Below are 17,453 nucleotides of genomic sequence, written 5' to 3'. Positions count from 1 at the left end.
TCAAACGGAACAAAACCTGGGACACCTCACGAGTACTGCCATACCGGCTATGCCTTGGTTGACGGGCGTATAGAGGCAGGTGAGGTTCGTGGTGGGTAGATATGTAGAGAAGATCCTCGGTACAAAGAGCCGATATCGCTTTGTGCTCGTGGTGCTAGCCGTTGTGGTAGGCATGCTGAGCTGGGTAGCGACAGCTGACCGACAAATGTCGATGAAGCCTGCCGATGATGCCCAGATGCAGTTTGGAGACAGGGTAGCGCTACTACAGATTCCTCTTTATGCAAATGCTGGAGAGAAGGAATCTGTGCGGTCGGCACTGAACCGGCCAGGGGATGGCGTGATTGCTGTAGCCACCTCTGGTGACCTGTATTTGGATACTGATCAAGAGCGTCGTAGGGCCATGAGCGAAGGAGATTGGCCCCACATTGGTCAGGAGTTCGGGTATAGCCTCACTTCTGGACGGTGGGCTGATAAACCCGGCGAGGTCGTAGTTGCCGGTGAATCCGATCTCTCGGAGGGTGAAACAGTAGTCGGGCTAGACGGAAATCTAAAGCTGACGGTTGTGGGTAAAGCCGAGCATAGATTCTATCCAAGATTAGAGACCCTTCTGGCGTTCCCTGGTACGTGGAACACGATTGATCCTGCATCATCGGAGACCAGTGCTGCAGCCATGTCGACAACGTTGTATTCCGGCACTATCACTGACCGCGAGGCACTGGAGGAGTATGTTTATTCGCATCTTGATGAGAAAACGGCGGCGCAGCTCGAGTCACTTGACGGTGTCACGTTGGGGGACGGGTTCCTAGAACGTTCTTTTGTTGAAGACCGCCCTCACCGTGCAATAGCCGATCAATACTCCTTTGTGTTTGGTGTATTCGCACTCCTTTTGCCGATGTCCCTTGTCGCTTTCTTATGGGCCTGGTCTAAGAAACTTCTAGCGCCAGTAAATAACCAGTTGTATACGCTGGGTGTGAATCCAGCGCCTTTGTGGAAAGCTACATTCAGAAAGATCGGGCTTGCTGTCGCCCTTGCATCTGTCCTGAGCATGGCGCTGGGGGTTGGCGTTGCTTGGATGGTAGCTCCGGCGCTGGCTGATCTCGTAGGTATTCAAGGCCCGGGACCGCAGGTCCCAACGAAGTGGTTGGCCGTCATCGCAGTTGGGGTGATCGTCAGTTACGTAGCGGGTGGCATCATTACGCGTCCGCGAGTAAGCCGCTCCGTTGCCGTGGGCACCTCCGCAGACAGAGCCCAACGGGTATTTTCTTCCAAGAAATTGCTCTGGGGTACGGGTGTCATAGCAGTGCTCACGCTGGTAGGCGTGGGTGCCGCATCGGTGCAACTGGGAATTGATGTCCTCGAAACGTGGGCGCCGCTACCGGTAGCTGTGTGGTCTTTGTTCTTGTCGTTGGCAATTACTGGTTATGTGAGCCGAAAATCCCCTATCAAACCACGGCCGCTCGCGCAACGACTAGCTGCGTACCACCGAGCCTTGACAGTTTTTGCTATCGCTCTGCTCAGTCTCGCTATCGGTAATCTCATGTTCAGCTCGACTTTTGCTCAAAGTATCACGGTTGCCCAGAATAAGTCATTGATCTCACCGTTGCCTGACGATCAATTTGGTGTTGAGCAGGAGCACCCGAACGGGCTTAAAGTTAGCGAGAAGACAGTCAACGACCTCGCGCATAAGCTCGGGCTCAAGGAGCCGGTGGCAGTGACAATCGCAGGAGGTCAGTTCGACATCATAGAAGGCGTCTATGGGTCGTACGGTATCAGCGCTGTTGATGATGCGGACGATCTCGGGAGGATTCTTGGTCGCGAGCTAAGCAGTGAGGAAGCCGCCACCTTAGATAAGGGCGGTCTGCTTGTGCGTGATTCGGCGTTTCTAGACGGATCTGAAGCTCGTATATTTTCAGAGAACCTTCCAGATGGTGAGCTACTCCCCGCTGTGCAGGCAGATTTCGGCGAGCACTGGGAAGCAAACGCAGCTGCATTCATGCTTACTAAGACAGCTAAAGAGCACCGGTTGTCGCTTGAAGGTTTGAGGTGGGTCTTCACTGACCTGTCCGAATCGCAGCAGAAAGAGCTGCTGGCAGGGGCGTTAGAGAGCCGGATTTCCCGCGATCTCTTGCAGGTTCCTCTCAAGCAAGAAGCGAGTACGCCAAGCAACGTCTATTTCAGCTTGGCGTCAGCGTTGATCGGCTCCTGTGTGATCGTGATCATGGTGAGTCGCACTAACGCGAAGAGCTTGGAAGCATTGAAATCAACGTTCTGGACGCTGGGCCTGCCGGCCTCGTGGCAACGCTGGGTGCTCAGATGGAGCATCGGCAGTATTGCGGTCAAAGCGTTCGTGCTGGGGCTGATTGCAGGCCTTGGGCCCGCAGCCTTGATCTCACAACTCATGGGTGAAGTGCTGCCTTTCGCCATTGACTGGATGACCATCCTGTATGCTGCGGCAGTGCTCGTTCTCGGATCGGTTGTCGGCCTACTCATTGTGGGGCTATCGAGTCGGAAGAACAACGCTCACGCCTAGAAAAGGTATCTAAAATGGGCTGGCGGACACCCTGAAAAGGGGCGTCCGCCAGCCTATTTATTGTGACGCGTTTATTGTGCAGTGGTTCTAGCGGCGGTAGAGGCTCATTCGCTTGTAGTCCCGGACTGCCCGGTACCAGCCGCCAGCCACCGACCAGCAGATAATCGAGATAAGTGGCAGAACAGCCGTCAGCATGCCTCGGGACGGCCCGCTCAGCGAGCCGATGAGCGTCAAAGCCATAGTTATCGAGGCTCCGACGATACCGAAAATGCGCCAACCGTTACTGCCCCTGAACGCCAGGATTCCCGCGATCAGAGCGAAAACGCCCACAACAGCCAGGAACACGCCAATGAGAGGCACCATGATTCTGACAGAGCTGATGAACTGTTCCTCGCTAAGGCCCTGCTTTGCTGCCTCCATAAACACTTCAGGTCCCAGCGCCTGCCGCAGATCCTGGTCGCTTACTGCGCCGATAGCCGCCATGGCGACGATCGCACCAACGATCGTGAGGGCAGCCCACAACCAGGCCGCGATTGAAGCGAACACAACACTTGCTGGTCGCTTGGGTGGGGTTGTCGGAATCGAGTCGGCCGAATAGTTACCCCAGCCAGCAGCCTGTGCGCTATAGGTGTTCGGGGCGGCCTGAGGAGGCTGCGGATTTGGGCCGTCCCAGCCGAAGCTCTGCGGCTCCTGCGCAGGCGGTTGCTGAGAAGCCGGTGGTTGCGTGCTTGGCTGATTCTGGTCGTACGGTTCCGGTGCGTTAGGCGGGTGAGGGGTGTTCGTCATGTTTCCTCAATCGTCGGTTGTGAAGGGAAAGTGTTCTGCTTAGCGGCGGGCACGCTTGAGTTGTACTTGTTGCCGAAGCCACGCGTTTGTTGCCGGGGTAGTCCACCCAACAACCATGATGACGGTCGCCGCGAGCCACAGGATGGCCACAAGCGGATTTTCTGTGAAGCCGAAAAGAGCCAAGACTCCAGCTGCTGCAGCCAAGATCACCCCGACGATGCGCCACGCGTTCGAGCCAGTGATAATGAAAATCGCGGCAACAGAAAGCAGCGCGCAAAACACGAGGAGCCCGATGCCCAATCCGCGCATCAGCCCTGACAAGGCATCGAAGCCACCCATACTGTCCACACTGCGGTGGAACTCATCAATCAGCTCCGCCGGCATCTCCTCAACGAGGACGCGTTCAAGCTGTTGCGGCGAGAGGTTCGAAACCATCAACAGGCCGAAACTTGAAAGAAGACCGAGCGCGGACAAAACCCACGCGAGTACACAACCGGCGATCATGAGTCCGGGCCGGCGCATCGGCTGCTGCTGTTGTTGCCAAGAGTTGTTGACCGGCCAGCCGTTCTGGTCATAACCGGAAGCTGGTTGCCCCCAGCCAGGTTGCGGATTCGAATCCCAGCCGTTCATAGCGTTGTAGTTACCCTGCCGCGGCTCAGACGCACTCTGCTCAGGCATAGGCTGCTGCGGATTCACCGGTGGGGGATAACTGCCCGGAGGGAGATCCTCGCGCCGGACTCCGTAGCGAGGCTCATCCGGGGTGCCGCCAGCGGGTCCCTCAGGATTGCTACTGCGGTTAACGTCAGGGGTTTCGCTCATACCTCCATGCTACTGGTATGAGCGAAACCCCTTGAACCTTCCGTAACTCTTGAGGCAAAGCGCCGCAGTTACGGCATATGCGCAGCTGTTGGACTATGCGTTGTCCTTAATGAACTCCGCATCGATCTGTAGGCGGACCTTGTCTCCAACCATGACGCCGCCGGTTTCGAGCGCGGCATTCCAGGTCAACCCGAATTCCTTACGGCTCAGCTCCGCGGTCGCCTCGCCACCGCATCGGGTAGCGCCCATCGGATCAGTTACCACGCCGGCGAAATCAACTTCAAGAGTCAAAGGCTTGGTGGTGCCGCGGAGGGTGAACTCGCCTTCAACGGTTAAGGCGCTACCCTCGCCGCTGATCTTCGTGGAAACGAAGTGAGCCTTGGGGTGGGTTTCCGTGTCGAAGAAGTCGGCTGAGCGCAAGTGTTCATCACGGCCCTGGTTTGACGTGTTAACAGAAGCGACATTGAGGGTTACCTCTAGCTTGGTGTCATCCAAGGTCTCACCCACGGTCAGCACACCGGAATCGGCGGTGAAGCGGCCACGCGTGCGGGCGATTGCCGCGTGGCGAACCGAGAAACCAATCTCAGTGTGTGCAGCATCCAGATTCCAGGTGCCAGGTGTCAGGTTCAATGGAAGTGCGCTCATGGCGGTCTCTCCTTCATAAGATTGAGCTCAGAAGACCGAAAACAAACTTGATAGATCAACTGTTGATATATCAACTACTTTGGCTGAGCGAGGCTCACCTGTCCACCTAGAAGGAGCGGTTCAAGCCCTGGAGAGCTAAGAAAAACAACCTGAGCGTTCCCTGAATCTCCACCTGAGCGTTCCCTCTGAGACAATGAGAATTATGTCCCAAGCTGTTGTCCACCTTGTCCGCCATGGTGAAGTCGAAAACCCTCACCGCGTGCTCTACGGGCGCCTGCCCGGATACGAACTTTCACAACGCGGCCACAACATGGCCCGCCTGGTCGCCGAACACTTCGCGGAACAAAAAGAACACGGAACCAACCTCGTCTCGCTCATCAGCTCACCACTGATCCGTGCGCAACAAACCGCGGCCCCCATCGCACAAGCACTCGGCCTACCCATCACAACCGAACCAGGAGTCATCGAAGCCGAATCCCAACTCGAGGGATACAGCAACATTAAGGACACCCTGCTCTCAACGCCACGCCTCTGGCCGCTCGTACGTAACCCACTGACACCATCGTGGGGAGAGCCTTACGCCCACCAAGCCACCCGTATGGCCCAAGCCATCAGCAAACACCGTGACTATGCAATCCAACAACACGGGCCCGGCGCCAACATCGTGGTCGTATCCCACCAGCTACCCATCTGGGTCACCCGGCTAGCAACCGAAGGCCGCTCACTCGCGTTCAACGCATTCCGCCGCGAATGCACTCTGGCCTCGGTCACGTCCATCTCTTTCGACCGCAACGGTGCCGCCGTAGACCTCACCTATTCAGAGCCAGCAGCAGAACTCCTCCCAGGAACCATCAACGTTCCAGGGGCATAAACCATGAATCACACCGGAATGAACGCTCCACACACCCCGAACCCCCGCTACGGCCGCCGCGCAGTGCTCGGGCTCATGCTCGCAACAGCAGCCGCAGGGCTCGCCGCATGCTCGACCGAATCCAGCGACCTCGCCAACCAAAACAAAGAAGGAAGCGGGAAAGGCTATGTTGCTGGCGACGGCTCCGTGAGCGAATACGCCCCCGAAGACCGCAGCGAACCAGTCAAATTCACCGGCACAACCTTCAACGGAACAGACATCGACGCCGCAAGCTACGCGGAAGGCGACGTGCTGGTTTTGAACTTCTGGTACGCGGCGTGCTCCCCGTGTCGCGTGGAAGCCCCAGCACTGAAAGCCGTGGCAGACGAATTCAAGAACAAAGGCGTGACCTTCCTCGGCATCAACGTACGCGACGAAAAAGCCGCCGCAGAAGCGTTCGATAAAACCTTCAAAATCCCGTACGAATCCGTCCGCGACCTCGACGGCGGCGTACTGCTCGCGCTATCCCAATACGTTCCGCCGCAAGCGGTGCCCACAACACTCGTACTAGACCCAAACCGCCGCGTATCGGCACGGGTGCTGGGCGTTGTTGAAGAATCCACGCTGCGCGCCCTGATCAAAACCGCGCAAGAGACCCCCGCAGACGCCACATGATCAACACCGCACTGGCGGCAACAGCAGTCCCAGCAACCGCGGTCACGGCAACAACGGCCGCATCAACAGCAGGTAACCAAGCAGCCGCATCGATCGCCGACGGCTCGCTGCTGGTTGCGCTACCCATCGCCGCACTCGCAGGCCTCATCTCATTCCTTTCCCCGTGCGTGCTACCGCTTCTGCCCGGATACATGGGGTACGTGACCGGGCTGACCGGCATGGAACTCAACCAACACAAACGCGGCCGCGTCTTCGCAGGCATCGGCCTGTTCGTGCTGGGTTTCTCCGTAGTGTTCGTGCTAATCGGGGCGGTGTTCACGCGCGCCTACATCTGGATGATGCACGAAGGCCAATGGGTCACCCAAGCGCTCGGCGTTATTGTCGCCCTGCTGGGTGTTGTGTTCATGGGCGGCTTCGGCTTCATGCAACGCGAACGCCGCATCACCAAACGCCCACCCGCCGGGCTATGGGGTGCACCCCTTCTAGGGATGACGTTCGCACTCGGCTGGGCACCCTGCATGGGCCCCACCCTGGCTGCCGCACTAGCCCTGACAACCGGACCCAACGCGAACGTCCCCCGAGGCGCGCTGATCACATTCGTGTATTGCCTCGGGCTAGGCATCCCGTTCCTGCTCGTTGCGCTCGGCCTCACCAAAGTCACCCGTGCGGTGTCCTTCTTCCGCAAACACCAACTCGCCGTGATGCGTACCGGCGGCGTGATTCTGATACTCCTAGGGATAGTGATGGCCTCAGGCTTGTGGAACACGTGGATTACCGAACTGCAAAACTGGTTCGCTAACGAAGTGAGGTTGCCGCTGTGACCAAAAAGGATGCAGCGAAGAAAGCTGCGGCACACGAGACCGCCACGAAGAAAGCTAAGGCCAAGAAGAAAGCGAAGCAGCAGAAACAGCTGGCGCCAGCTCTCGGCCCGATCGGCATGATGCGGTGGGCATGGACCCAACTGACAACCATGCGCACCGCGATGGTCTTGCTGATGCTGCTCGCGGTAGCCGCGGTTCCAGGCTCCCTGTTCCCACAGCGCAACCAAGACCCACAGAGTGTGGCCCAGTACATCGCAGAGCACGAGGTCGCAGGCCCCATCCTGGACAAACTTCAGCTCTTCGATGTCTTCACATCCGTTTGGTTCTCAGCGATCTACCTGCTGCTGTTCGTTTCCCTCATCGGTTGCGTGATCCCACGCGCCCGCCAACACGCACGGGCAACGGTACGCCCGCCAGCACGCACACCAGTCCGTCTAAACCGGATGCCAGTCAACGGCGTCATCGAGCTGGAAGCCAACCAAGGCGATAGCGAAGAGATCGCGCAAACCCTGCGCAGCATCTTGCGTAAACGCCGCTACCGGACCTCCATAGAGGAAAACAAGGGGCAGGTCTCGGTTGCCGCTGAACGCGGCTACTTGCGCGAATGGGGCAACCTCACGTTCCACGTCTCGCTGATCGGCGTGCTGATCGCCGTGGCGGTAGGTGGCCTGTTCGGATACAACGGGCAACGCATCATCGTGCAAGGGGAGGGGTTCACGAACACGTTGATCGCCTACGACCAGTTCTCCCCCGGGCAACGGTTCAAAGCTGAAAACCTGCAACCGTTCCAGCTGAAACTCAAGGATTTCAAGATCCAGTTTGACCGCCAAGAACGAGCGGACGGCAAATACGGGCAACCGATCGACTATGAAGCGAACCTGGATGTTCGCCACAGCCCCGATGCCGAATGGGTCACCGAAAAGCTCAAAGTCAATGAGCCGCTCCGCGTAGCCGGAACGGACATTTACTTGCTCGGTAACGGTTACGCCCCGATGATCACCGTGACAGACGGGGAAGGCAACGTCGCATTCTCCGGCCCCGTGGTTGCCCAACCACAGGACCCGTCCTACATGTCGCTCGTGGTTTTGAAGGTCCCTGACGCCAAGCCAACCCAGCTGGGTTTCCAGGGTTTCTTCCTCCCAACAACGGTGATGGGCGAGAACGGGGTTGCCTATTCAGGCGACCCGGAAGCGCTCGCACCATCCCTGAACCTGGATTCCTACTATGGCGACCTCGGCCTTGAGACCGGCGCCCCGCAGAACGTGTATGTGCTCAAAACCGAGAAGATGACCCAGCTGAACTCCCGCAAACTAGAGGCCGGCGGCATCGTGCTGGGACTGAACCCGCAGAACCGCGAATATAAGCTGCCGGAAGGTAAAGGGACCATCCGGTTTGATGGGCTGAAGCGGTTCATCGGCATCGAGGTCCACCATGATCCGGGCAAGCCGTGGTTGCTCGGGTTCTCGATGCTCGCTGTCGCCGGTCTATTGGCCTCTCTGTTCATTCCGCGCCGTCGCGTATGGTTCAAGGTTTCAGACCCCGATGAGGCCGGCAAGCGTAGAATTGAGTATGCACTCCTAGCGCGCGGTGAAGACCCGCGCCTGCAGACTGAAGCGGAAGCGTTGGTGAAGGCTGTTTCCGGCCGGTACACGCTCGCTGAGTGAATGCAGTAGCTGAGGCATTTCAGCGGCTGAGTGAGGGTGCTGATCACCGAGAGAACGGATGACTGTGACGACTATGTTTTCTTATCTCCCCGCGTATACCCCTAAAGGGGAGTTGAACCTTTCTTTGGGTTCAACCTCCGAGCTGCTGATGCTTTTGGCGGCGATGGCATACTCGGTGACGTTCGTGGTGTTCGCCTACGACTTGGTGCGTTCCTCCCAGACGATTCAGGACATCGAGAAGTCCCTTGTTAAGCAGGAGAAGCGTGCCTTAGCCGCCGCGGCAGCAAACAAGGGATCCGCTGGGTCTGTCGCGCTCGCCGAACGTGAAGACAAGGAAGAAACCGGCCGTATCCGGCACCGCAACGCGACGGTGGATGGTCAGCTCGTCGATGACGACATGGACTATGACGAGAAAGCACCAACCCGTCGCTTGGCTCGGGTTGCTATCGCTTTGATGTGGCTTTCGTTCGCGATCCACGCCGCCGCTGTGGTGACGCGTTCGATCGCAGCGCAGCGCGTCCCGTGGGGCAACATGTACGAGTTCATGACCACGGGCGCACTCGTGGTCGTTGCGGTGTATTTGGTTGCGCTCATGATCAAAGACATCCGGTTCATGGGTGTGTTCATCTCTGGCTTGGTCGTTGCGATGATGTGCTCGGCCACCATGGCGTTTCCAACGCCCGTTCAGCACCTGCAGCCGGCGCTACAGTCGCCGTGGCTCATCATTCACGTTTCGATCGCGGTCCTGGCTTGCGCATTGTTCACGTTGACCTTCGCGATGGCTGTTCTGCAACTCATTCAGTCGCGCCGCCAGGCTGCTTTGATCGCTGGCCGTGAGGACAAGCTCCCGTGGCTGCGGTTGGTTCCTTCCGCCGTGACCCTTGAGAACCTCGCCTACCGCATCAACGCGGTCGCATTCGTGGCCTGGACCCTGACCTTGATCCTCGGGGCGGTGTGGGCTAACGAAGCGTGGGGCCGCCCGTGGGGGTGGGACACCAAGGAAGTCTGGACCTTCATCATCTGGGTTGTCTACGCAGGCTACCTGCACGCGCGAGCAACTCGCGGCTGGACCGGCGACCGCTCCGCATGGCTGAGCATCATCGGCTATGGGTGCATCATCTTCAACTTCACAGTGGTGAACACCGTGTTCGCGGGCCTGCACTCCTACGCAGGGATCTAGAAACCCTTCACCGCCCGCGGGCTGCTGACGCTACGCGCTTAGCTCGCACCAGTAACGACGTGTGGCCGGGGCTTCCGTACTGGAAGCTCCGGCCACACGTTTTGTGTATTGCGTGTTCTCTTGGGTTATGCAGAGTGAGGAATGGGCTTGCGCTTACGGACCACCACGATGCCGATGACCGCTAGTGATACCGCTAGAACGAGGTCCACAGGAGTGACGAAGTAGGCGTCATAGAGGACCTGTTCTGCAACGAAGAGTGCGCACCGCAGAACCGCCAGGACTGCCACGGTAGCCACAAGAGCCGGGGCGTAGCTGGTCTTATCGCGCGCCATGAGCGCTACCGCAATGAACGGGATAATCAGCGAGATACCCCAAAGGGTGAGCATGATGCCCCGCGGCGGAAGCGCAGAGCTCACAATGATAATCAGCAGGAACACGTGATACACAGCCGGCGCGAAAAGAAGCGCGGCCATCGTTTTAGAATTCACTTAGCTGCCGTCCCAGTTTGCGGTCGCAGTCAATACAGCTGACTGATAGATGTGGGTTGCCCCGTTGCAGTGACTTCTGCCTAGCGTGCCAGCGGGATAGAAGTATGCGCAGTTGGTCCGCAGGTTGGCGCCGAAACGATAGTCATGCATCCTTCGCTCATTACGCTTCTGCTCAAGGTTCATCGGCTTCTTCCTGGTTTCCTCGATCCCCAGGTCATGAATCGCGCAAGGGCCACGGAAGTCTGCTTTGAACCACTGATCAGGTGACCAGGTGCAATAGTCGTGAAGTGACTTCGGCTTGCACCAGTGTGGGCAGTACCTGTAGTGGCTAGGGACAGTCACGAGGTGGGCAGACGTGGTGCGAGGGTCCGGTCCCACCGATGAGCGCAGGCGCTCAGACGCCTTGGTGTTATCGAACGAGAATGACACGGAGCCAGACATTTCCTTGTTCGTCTTCCTGATGGAAGCTGACGCCTCTTTGATGATGAGCTCACTGTTGTCACTGATGACACCGGTGGCTAGCGCTTCGGCTTTCTCTGAAGCGTAGGTTAGGCCGAGACCTTCGGGAGTCGAGGTCAACGTCCACGGGATTTTGCTACCGTCAGCTCCCAGAACTATTGGTGCGAACTCTTTTGTTTCCCCATTGCATGTGAGTTTCACGCTACCGCTTTTCGCTGGAAGGTTCCCTTTCACGGTGCAGCCGTCGGGTAGATCGTACTGCAGGGAAACTTTCGCTTTAGGTTCGCTGACCATGGTCTCGAAGATCACCAGGTCTTCCGCGAGCCCGCTAGCATCTGTAGGGGCCAGGGTGATGATGTCCTCTTGTTGGACACTATTGGATGATTCTTGCTGAACACTATTGATTGGTTCCGCTTGATTAATGGGTTCCGCCTGAGCGGAAGGCAAGACCGCCAGAGAAGTGCTGAGCGCTGTAATAGATAGGACTGCCCAGACTCGAGAAGGTTTTTTCATGATGCCTCTTTAGTTTGGTAAGTAATCCACATCACCTGGTGGTGATGCAGATCACGCTACCGCTGGGCCTCAAAGGAAACCAGAGTTAGTCAGCAAGAATCGTGAAAACTATAGTTAATCAAAGCCAATTCTAAAATAGCTTAGATTCATAACGCCTAAAGATGTTGCTAGTCGGACAGGGCCATCGAATAACTAGCTGTCTGAGCTGCCGTGGTCGGTATGGTTTTTGCGTCGGAACTGTTCCTCGTATGGATTCTCCCGCGTCTCAAAGAACGGGGATTCCTCCATGTGCAGGCCCGCCTCTTTATCGCGTCGATCACCGCGCATCAGCCACACGATGAACGTCGCGAAAATCGCGATCAAAACCAGAACGCCCACAGCCCCCAAAATCACCGGCAACCACGTCGGCTGGCTATCGGTGACCGGCCCATCGTAATGGGTGGGATTGAACGGCAACCACACAGAAGGGAACAACACGGTAAGCGCGATCATGGCCGTTCACCGCCATCGGAATCCTCAACGTCGCCTGGCTGGCCGCTGCCCGGCTGGCCGTCGTCGTGCTGACCAGGGCCTGAACTATCACGGTGAGGGTTAACAGCTTCGGCGTTGCCGCGCTGGCGATCACGTTCGGCGGCCTGCTCCCGCTCACGCAACGCGGCCTCACGCGCTTCAAGTTCCTTCTCACGGCGCAACGCATCCTGCCGCATCTTCTTGCGGTCACGCTCAAGGTTCAACCGTTCAAGGAAAGCCGCATCATCATCCGGGCCCTGCCCGCGAGGAGTAGGCGCCGGCGCGGTCTTATCCGAACCCAACGTCAACCACAGCACCGCTCCAACCACCGGCAACACGATGATCGCAGCGATCCACACACCCTTCGGTAACGAACGCACACGATGCTGAGGCGTGCCGATCGCGTTGAACAACGCGTACAGAATGAAAACAAGAACCAGCGGAACGATGAAGACGAGCCAACGCATACCGTCCATTCTAGTTTGCGCCCAGTACGGGCACCCCGCTGCTCACCTATAGACTAGAGCGGTGAAGGTTTTTTGGATGGGTCTGATCCGCGCCGTCATCCTGATCGGCGTCTCGATGCTCGTGTACTATTTTTTCGCGTTCAACCGCTGGCCGGTCGGTGGGGCGATCGCGTCCGTAGTGGTAGGCGCGGTCTTCTCGTTCGCCGTGACGTTCCTCTTCATGAACAAAGCACAAGCTGAAGCGAGCCAACAATTCCGCCGCGCACTCAACCGGCGCAAAGCCGAAACCAAAACCGCCGGTGTAGCGCCTGAGGCGGACGCAGCAAGCGACGAACACGTTGAAGATGCATACCTCGACGCCCAAGAAGGCGGCGCCCAAGAAGACGATGGCGTGCGGGACAGTGACGGCGAAGAAGACGACGGCTTGCCAGAGAGTGCATCCCGCCAGAACAAGGCCGACACCACTGACCTCGCAGACCGCTGAACTACACGTATAAACAGCCTTAAACTGCGCGGCCGCGGCATCAACTCCTCGTTGATCCGCGGCCGTCGCCGTATTCAGCGGTTAGGTCATCAAAAGCTTATGCAACACGAGCGCAAGCGAGAACAGCACAGCGAAAACCACCTGGATCAGGCTCGTTTTAGCCAATGCAGGGATGAGGTCGCGGCGGTCTTCGGCAGTCAGGACCGCCGCACATGGCTTGAACGCAACCACGAACGTCAATAACACCATAAAGAACCACACGTTCGTGACAAACCCGAGTGCCACCGGCCCCACGATCGAAACAACGATCATCAGAACATAGACCAACCGCGCAAGACGATCCCCAAGACGCACCGCCAACGTCCGCTTCCCGGCAACACGGTCAGTCGGTAGGTCGCGGATGTTGTTGACCATCAGCAAGGCGGTCGCGATCAACCCAACCGAAATCGCGCCAAGCCAGGAATGCCCAGACAAATAACCCAACTGGGTGTAGGTTGTCCCGACGGTTGCTACGAGCCCAAAGAAAATGAAGACAAACAGCTCGCCTAAACCCAGGTAACCATACGGGTTCTTACCACCCGTATAACCCCACGCGGCCGCGATCGCGAGCGCCCCCACGATCAACAAAACCCACGTCTGTGTCATCCACACAAGCCCCAGGCCCGCCAGGGCCGCGAGCCCGAAGCATAGGAACGAGGCGTACTTGACCGCCCGCGGGCTCGCCGCACCAGACCCGGTGAGCCGGAACGGACCCACACGCTCGTTATCGGTGCCGCGCACGCCATCGGAATAGTCGTTGGCGTAATTCACACCGATCTGTAGCAGCAGCGAGACCACCAGGGCAAGCAACGCCGGAATCCACTTGACCGTACCCGAAGCCGCGAAACCAGCCGCGACACCCACCAGCACCGGTGAAACAGCCATCGGCAACGTCCGGAGGCGGGCGCCAGAGATCCATTGTGAGGCAGTGGCCACGAAGAACGAGGTCCTTTCGATAGGAGAGCGGGCGGACATACCCCGCCCGCTAGCTAGACTAGCGCGCTTAAACGCGAAACAGCGGTTTGACGGTCCGGTTTGTGATTACTTAAGCGTGGGACCGCATCAGTCTGGATCACGACGCGGGGCACAGCAACCGCTGAAACCTGCCGCCTCACAACCGTTGCGATCTCGTCCTCGGTTGCATCCCCGGAATAGATGAGCCCTACTGTTTGCCCCCACTCAGGATGGGGGACCGGAACCACGATGGCTTCACGAACCGACGGCATCGACTCGATCGCCGCGAGAATCCGAGCAGCAGACACCTTAACGCCGCCGGTGTTGATGACGTCATCGACCCGACCGCGGATCTGGAGCGTTCCACCAGGTAGCAACGTGCCGAGGTCATCCGTGGCATACCAACGCATCGGCTGGGCGTGCTTCAAACGAGGGTCAGGGGAGTAGGTCGCGAAATGCTGTTCGGTACGTTCAGGGTCCCCGATATACCCCGTGGCGACCTGCGGTCCACCAAGGCTCACCCGGCCCGCGGAATCGATCGAGATTGAAACACCCGGCAACGGCTTTCCGTCATACACGCATCCACCGCAGGTTTCTGCCGAACCGTACGTCAAAACGACCGGGACGCCCAACTCGCGTGCCCTTTGGAGCGTGGCCGGCGGGGTAGCGCCTCCACCCACCAGAACCGCTGTGTAGCGTTTGAGCGCCTCTACGCCCTGGGGTGATTCCAACAAGCGCCTCAGCTGGGTAGGTACGAGCGATGTCAACAGCGGCGGGTGCGAGGAAGAGGCGTTCGCGCCTGCTGAGCCTGTCGCTTGCGGGTGCGCCGGTTGGGAGCGCGCTGTTTGGGCAAGCCTTTCTGTCGCTTCGGCGAACGCCTCGACCGTGAAGCGCGAACGCAGGTCCATCGTCACCAACGCGGTGCCTGCGAGTACGGCACGCGAAACCACTGCAAGCCCAGCAACATAATGCAAAGGCAGAGCAAGCAACCAATGGCCCGAACCAATCCGCTGAGAAGTCGCGGCAGCCGAAGCCTTGAGTGCCTCAGCGCCTAAAGCGGTGCGCTTCGGCATCCCGGTAGAGCCCGATGTGCGGATCACCGCCGCCGTACCCTCCGGCGCATCTTCCGGATGCTCGACCACGAACGGGATACCGGCTTCCGTGCTTGTGCCAGCGGTGCCGGTAATGGAGCCAGCGGGCGCCTCAACGATCTCGACCGCAGGCCCAGTACCATCCAGCGCGGCGGCGAGCCTTGCACGCACATCCGCTACAGCATCTGCGAACGCATGCCCCGCATCGTCAGGCAAGACAGACACCGGATCAGAAATAGTACGGGTGAGCCGACCAGTCCGGGTCACGCTTCTCAAGGAACGCGTCCCGGCCCTCAACGGCCTCATCCGTCATATAGGCAAGGCGCGTGGCCTCGCCAGCGAAAACCTGCTGACCCGCGATGCCGTCATCGACCGCGTTGAACGCGAACTTCAACATGCGAATTGCCTGCGGGGACTGCCGCGCAATATCCGCGGCATACTCCAACGCGACCTTCTCAAGCTCGGCATGCGGAACCGCCGCGTTCACCGCGCCGGCATCCACCATGTCTTGAGCCGAATACTCGCGAGCCAAGAAGAAAATCTCGCGCGCCTTCTTCTGCCCAATCTGGCGCGCCAACAACGCCGAACCATAACCGGCATCAAACGAACCAACAGTGGCATCCGTCTGTTTGAACTTACCGTGCTCAGCCGAGGCGATCGTCAAATCCGCAACCACATGCAACGAATGACCACCACCAGCAGCCCAGCCGTTGACGACCGCGATCACGACCTTCGGCATCGTGCGGATCAGACGCTGAACCTCAAGAATATGCAGGCGGCCTGCGCGCGCAGGGTCGATCGTCTCCCGCGTCTCACCCGCGGCATAACGGTAACCATCACGGCCGCGAATACGCTGATCCCCACCCGAGCAGAACGAATGGCCACCGTCCTTAGGCGACGGGCCGTTACCCGTGAGCAGCACGGTCCCTACATCGCCTGTCATCCGAGCGTGATCCAACGCCCGGTACAACTCATCAACTGTCCCCGGACGGAACGCGTTACGCACCTCAGGACGGTCAAACGCAATCCGGACCGCACCCAGATCACGCACAATGCCGCCCTCGGCATCCCGCTCAACCTGGCGGTGATACGTGATGTCCTGGAAATCGAAACCCTCAACAACACGCCACGCGTTCGGGTCGAAAACGTCAGAAACCTTCTCAGGCAAAACGGAATCTTGATCAGTCACACGCCCAGTCTAGTTGACACAACACACAGCCGCCGGGCGCGCAGAAAAGCCGCAGAGGCTAGACTGTGACCCCAGACTGCAGTAGCGCCCACCACGCGAACCCGAAGATAGCGAGGTGATACGTGACCATCACAGCCACCGAGTTCGTTTGATCCCGGCTCACAAACTGCTTCCACCCCAGCAGTGCATCCGATACATAGAACAAAAGGGCCGCCCCGATAACCCACCAGCCACCAGGCTGACGAACATGCAGGGAAGCCGCCATAACCATCACTGAAATCAACACGATATAGAACGTGACCACCAGGCCCAGCCGGTCACGATGCGCGGCCCGAATCAACCGAATCCCCACAGCTAGGAAGCCAGCCACCACCACTACCGCGGCAACCCCCAGGCCAGTCCAGCCGCCCTCGGGGATCCCCGGGACAGAGTTCTGCTGAACCGGCCCAGCCCACGCACGCCACGCCAACGTCACCGCCAAAACGGTCTGCGCCCCCGCGAACGCCAACGCACCATACATGAAACGCCCGCGGTCCAACAGCAAAAGATCGCCCAGCAACGCGAAACACAGCGCACCCGCCACAAACGTTGCCGCCCACGCCGGATGCGGACGAGCCAACCCCGTCAACACCACGCTCGCCGTCAGCAACGCAGGAACCGAGGCCTTCGTGACCCAACGCCACGTATCATCAGTACGCGGAGTCAGAATCCAGTCCACAACCGCGACAACCCCGGCAAGGACGAAACAGACAATGGCTATAAGCGACATTCAGAACGCTCCTAGACGTCCAAAACGAACAGGCTCGACGTCGCGCTAGCCAGCAGCGTCCCGTCTTCTGCAAATAGCTTGCCAGTAGTCACCGCAACCGAGCGGCCAGACTTCTCCACCTCACCCACAACACGTAACACACCCGAGGCCAACGTGACAGGCCGAAGCATCCGCACATGCAGATCCATCGTCGTGAAAGCGTGCCCCGGTCGGGATACCGTATCCGCGGCCAGGCCGCACGCGTTATCCAAAAGACTCGAAATGAAACCGCCGTGCCCCGAACCGATCTTGTTCAGAAACTCTGGCTTCATCTGGCATGTCAGCTCCACTGCGCCCTCGCGGGCATCCACCAAACGCACCCCCAACAACTGGTTATACGGGGCCGGCTCGATATCACCATTGATCTGAGTGTGCAACACCTCAAGACCCGAACGAGTGATATGGAGATCGCGGTGTTTGGAATCTTCTAAAGCCATGAAACCTAGTTTAGGCGGCGCAGAGGCCTAGCTATTTCTCGGTG

Annotated in this window: 19 protein-coding genes; 7 read left to right on the top strand and 12 right to left on the bottom strand. The window is 58.7% G+C overall.

Translation table 11 applies throughout. The features are described from left to right. The first annotated feature begins 205 nt into the window (after positions 1–205). Positions 206–2,530 carry an ABC transporter permease family protein gene (locus HMPREF3175_RS01355; RefSeq protein WP_141742435.1) on the top strand — a complete coding sequence of 775 codons (2,325 nt, stop codon included), beginning with the start codon at positions 206–208 and terminating at the stop codon, positions 2,528–2,530. An 87-nt stretch (positions 2,531–2,617) separates the two neighbouring features. On the opposite strand, the gene HMPREF3175_RS01350 is transcribed toward HMPREF3175_RS01355, so the two are convergent. The 3 genes from HMPREF3175_RS01350 to HMPREF3175_RS01340 form a co-directional block, all read right to left on the bottom strand. Further along, positions 2,618–3,316, bottom strand: a complete 699-nt coding sequence (locus HMPREF3175_RS01350; RefSeq protein ID WP_070490310.1) for a hypothetical protein — start codon at positions 3,314–3,316, stop codon at positions 2,618–2,620. A 39-nt stretch (positions 3,317–3,355) separates the two neighbouring features. Further along, positions 3,356–4,135, bottom strand: coding sequence for a hypothetical protein (locus tag HMPREF3175_RS01345; RefSeq protein WP_141742434.1), 780 nt, complete (start codon positions 4,133–4,135; stop codon positions 3,356–3,358). A 93-nt stretch (positions 4,136–4,228) separates the two neighbouring features. After that, positions 4,229–4,780 carry a YceI family protein gene (locus HMPREF3175_RS01340; protein WP_035757869.1) on the bottom strand — a complete coding sequence of 184 codons (552 nt, stop codon included), beginning with the start codon at positions 4,778–4,780 and terminating at the stop codon, positions 4,229–4,231. 202 nt (positions 4,781–4,982) lie between these two features. Between HMPREF3175_RS01340 and HMPREF3175_RS01335 the strand changes: the two genes are divergently transcribed. Genes HMPREF3175_RS01335 through ccsB form a run of 5 tightly spaced genes read left to right on the top strand, consistent with a single transcriptional unit; the run spans position 4,983 to position 9,970 of the window. Next, complete coding sequence (locus tag HMPREF3175_RS01335; protein WP_035757872.1) at positions 4,983–5,651, top strand: histidine phosphatase family protein; 669 nt, start codon at positions 4,983–4,985, stop codon at positions 5,649–5,651. Positions 5,652–5,654: 3 nt separating this feature from the next. Next, positions 5,655–6,305, top strand: a complete 651-nt coding sequence (locus tag HMPREF3175_RS01330) for a TlpA family protein disulfide reductase (RefSeq protein WP_083289338.1) — start codon at positions 5,655–5,657, stop codon at positions 6,303–6,305. Beyond that, a complete protein-coding gene (locus HMPREF3175_RS01325; protein WP_083285447.1) occupies positions 6,302–7,126 on the top strand; it encodes a cytochrome c biogenesis CcdA family protein in 825 nt (274 codons plus the stop codon). Before HMPREF3175_RS01330 ends, HMPREF3175_RS01325 begins: the two co-directional genes overlap by 4 nt. Continuing rightward, positions 7,123–8,790: a cytochrome c biogenesis protein ResB gene (locus tag HMPREF3175_RS01320; RefSeq protein WP_256276231.1), complete on the top strand. Its 1,668-nt coding sequence runs from the start codon at positions 7,123–7,125 to the stop codon at positions 8,788–8,790. Before HMPREF3175_RS01325 ends, HMPREF3175_RS01320 begins: the two co-directional genes overlap by 4 nt. Positions 8,791–8,848: 58 nt before the next feature. Then, positions 8,849–9,970, top strand: a complete 1,122-nt coding sequence (ccsB, locus tag HMPREF3175_RS01315; RefSeq protein WP_256276230.1) for a c-type cytochrome biogenesis protein CcsB — start codon at positions 8,849–8,851, stop codon at positions 9,968–9,970. A 125-nt stretch (positions 9,971–10,095) separates the two neighbouring features. On the opposite strand, the gene HMPREF3175_RS01310 is transcribed toward ccsB, so the two are convergent. From HMPREF3175_RS01310 to HMPREF3175_RS01295, 4 genes are all read right to left on the bottom strand, one after another. Then, positions 10,096–10,443 carry a hypothetical protein gene (locus tag HMPREF3175_RS01310; RefSeq protein ID WP_035757875.1) on the bottom strand — a complete coding sequence of 116 codons (348 nt, stop codon included), beginning with the start codon at positions 10,441–10,443 and terminating at the stop codon, positions 10,096–10,098. A 15-nt stretch (positions 10,444–10,458) separates the two neighbouring features. Then, entirely contained in the window at positions 10,459–11,430 is a 972-nt protein-coding gene (locus tag HMPREF3175_RS01305; RefSeq protein WP_070490305.1) for a phospholipase A2, read from the bottom strand. Positions 11,431–11,622: 192 nt separating this feature from the next. Then, entirely contained in the window at positions 11,623–11,922 is a 300-nt protein-coding gene (locus HMPREF3175_RS01300; RefSeq protein ID WP_070490303.1) for a hypothetical protein, read from the bottom strand. Further along, complete coding sequence (locus HMPREF3175_RS01295; protein ID WP_070490300.1) at positions 11,919–12,407, bottom strand: PLD nuclease N-terminal domain-containing protein; 489 nt, start codon at positions 12,405–12,407, stop codon at positions 11,919–11,921. The genes HMPREF3175_RS01300 and HMPREF3175_RS01295 overlap by 4 nt, the downstream gene beginning before the upstream one ends. 61 nt (positions 12,408–12,468) lie before the next feature. On the opposite strand from HMPREF3175_RS01295, the gene HMPREF3175_RS01290 reads away from it, so the two are divergent. Next, entirely contained in the window at positions 12,469–12,891 is a 423-nt protein-coding gene (locus HMPREF3175_RS01290) for a hypothetical protein (RefSeq protein WP_141742433.1), read from the top strand. 81 nt (positions 12,892–12,972) lie between these two features. On the opposite strand, the gene HMPREF3175_RS01285 is transcribed toward HMPREF3175_RS01290, so the two are convergent. From HMPREF3175_RS01285 to HMPREF3175_RS01265, 5 genes are read right to left on the bottom strand one after another with little or no spacing between them, the layout of a single operon-like run. Further along, a complete protein-coding gene (locus HMPREF3175_RS01285; RefSeq protein ID WP_070490296.1) occupies positions 12,973–13,866 on the bottom strand; it encodes a 1,4-dihydroxy-2-naphthoate polyprenyltransferase in 894 nt (297 codons plus the stop codon). A 53-nt stretch (positions 13,867–13,919) separates the two neighbouring features. After that, entirely contained in the window at positions 13,920–15,200 is a 1,281-nt protein-coding gene (locus HMPREF3175_RS01280) for an AMP-binding protein (protein WP_176745106.1), read from the bottom strand. Between the two features lie 4 nt (positions 15,201–15,204). Then, positions 15,205–16,164: a 1,4-dihydroxy-2-naphthoyl-CoA synthase gene (locus tag HMPREF3175_RS01275; RefSeq protein WP_070490294.1), complete on the bottom strand. Its 960-nt coding sequence runs from the start codon at positions 16,162–16,164 to the stop codon at positions 15,205–15,207. A 58-nt stretch (positions 16,165–16,222) separates the two neighbouring features. Further along, complete coding sequence (locus HMPREF3175_RS01270) at positions 16,223–16,933, bottom strand: lysoplasmalogenase family protein (RefSeq protein ID WP_070490292.1); 711 nt, start codon at positions 16,931–16,933, stop codon at positions 16,223–16,225. Positions 16,934–16,944: 11 nt separating this feature from the next. Next, positions 16,945–17,409: a PaaI family thioesterase gene (locus tag HMPREF3175_RS01265; protein ID WP_070490288.1), complete on the bottom strand. Its 465-nt coding sequence runs from the start codon at positions 17,407–17,409 to the stop codon at positions 16,945–16,947. Positions 17,410–17,453 lie beyond the last annotated feature (44 nt).

It is taken from the genome of Arthrobacter sp. HMSC08H08 (assembly GCF_001807575.1).
Lineage (GTDB): Bacteria > Actinomycetota > Actinomycetes > Actinomycetales > Micrococcaceae > Pseudoglutamicibacter > Pseudoglutamicibacter albus.
Note: the sequence above shows the minus strand (reverse complement) of the source record. Positions and strands in the feature narration are given on the sequence as shown.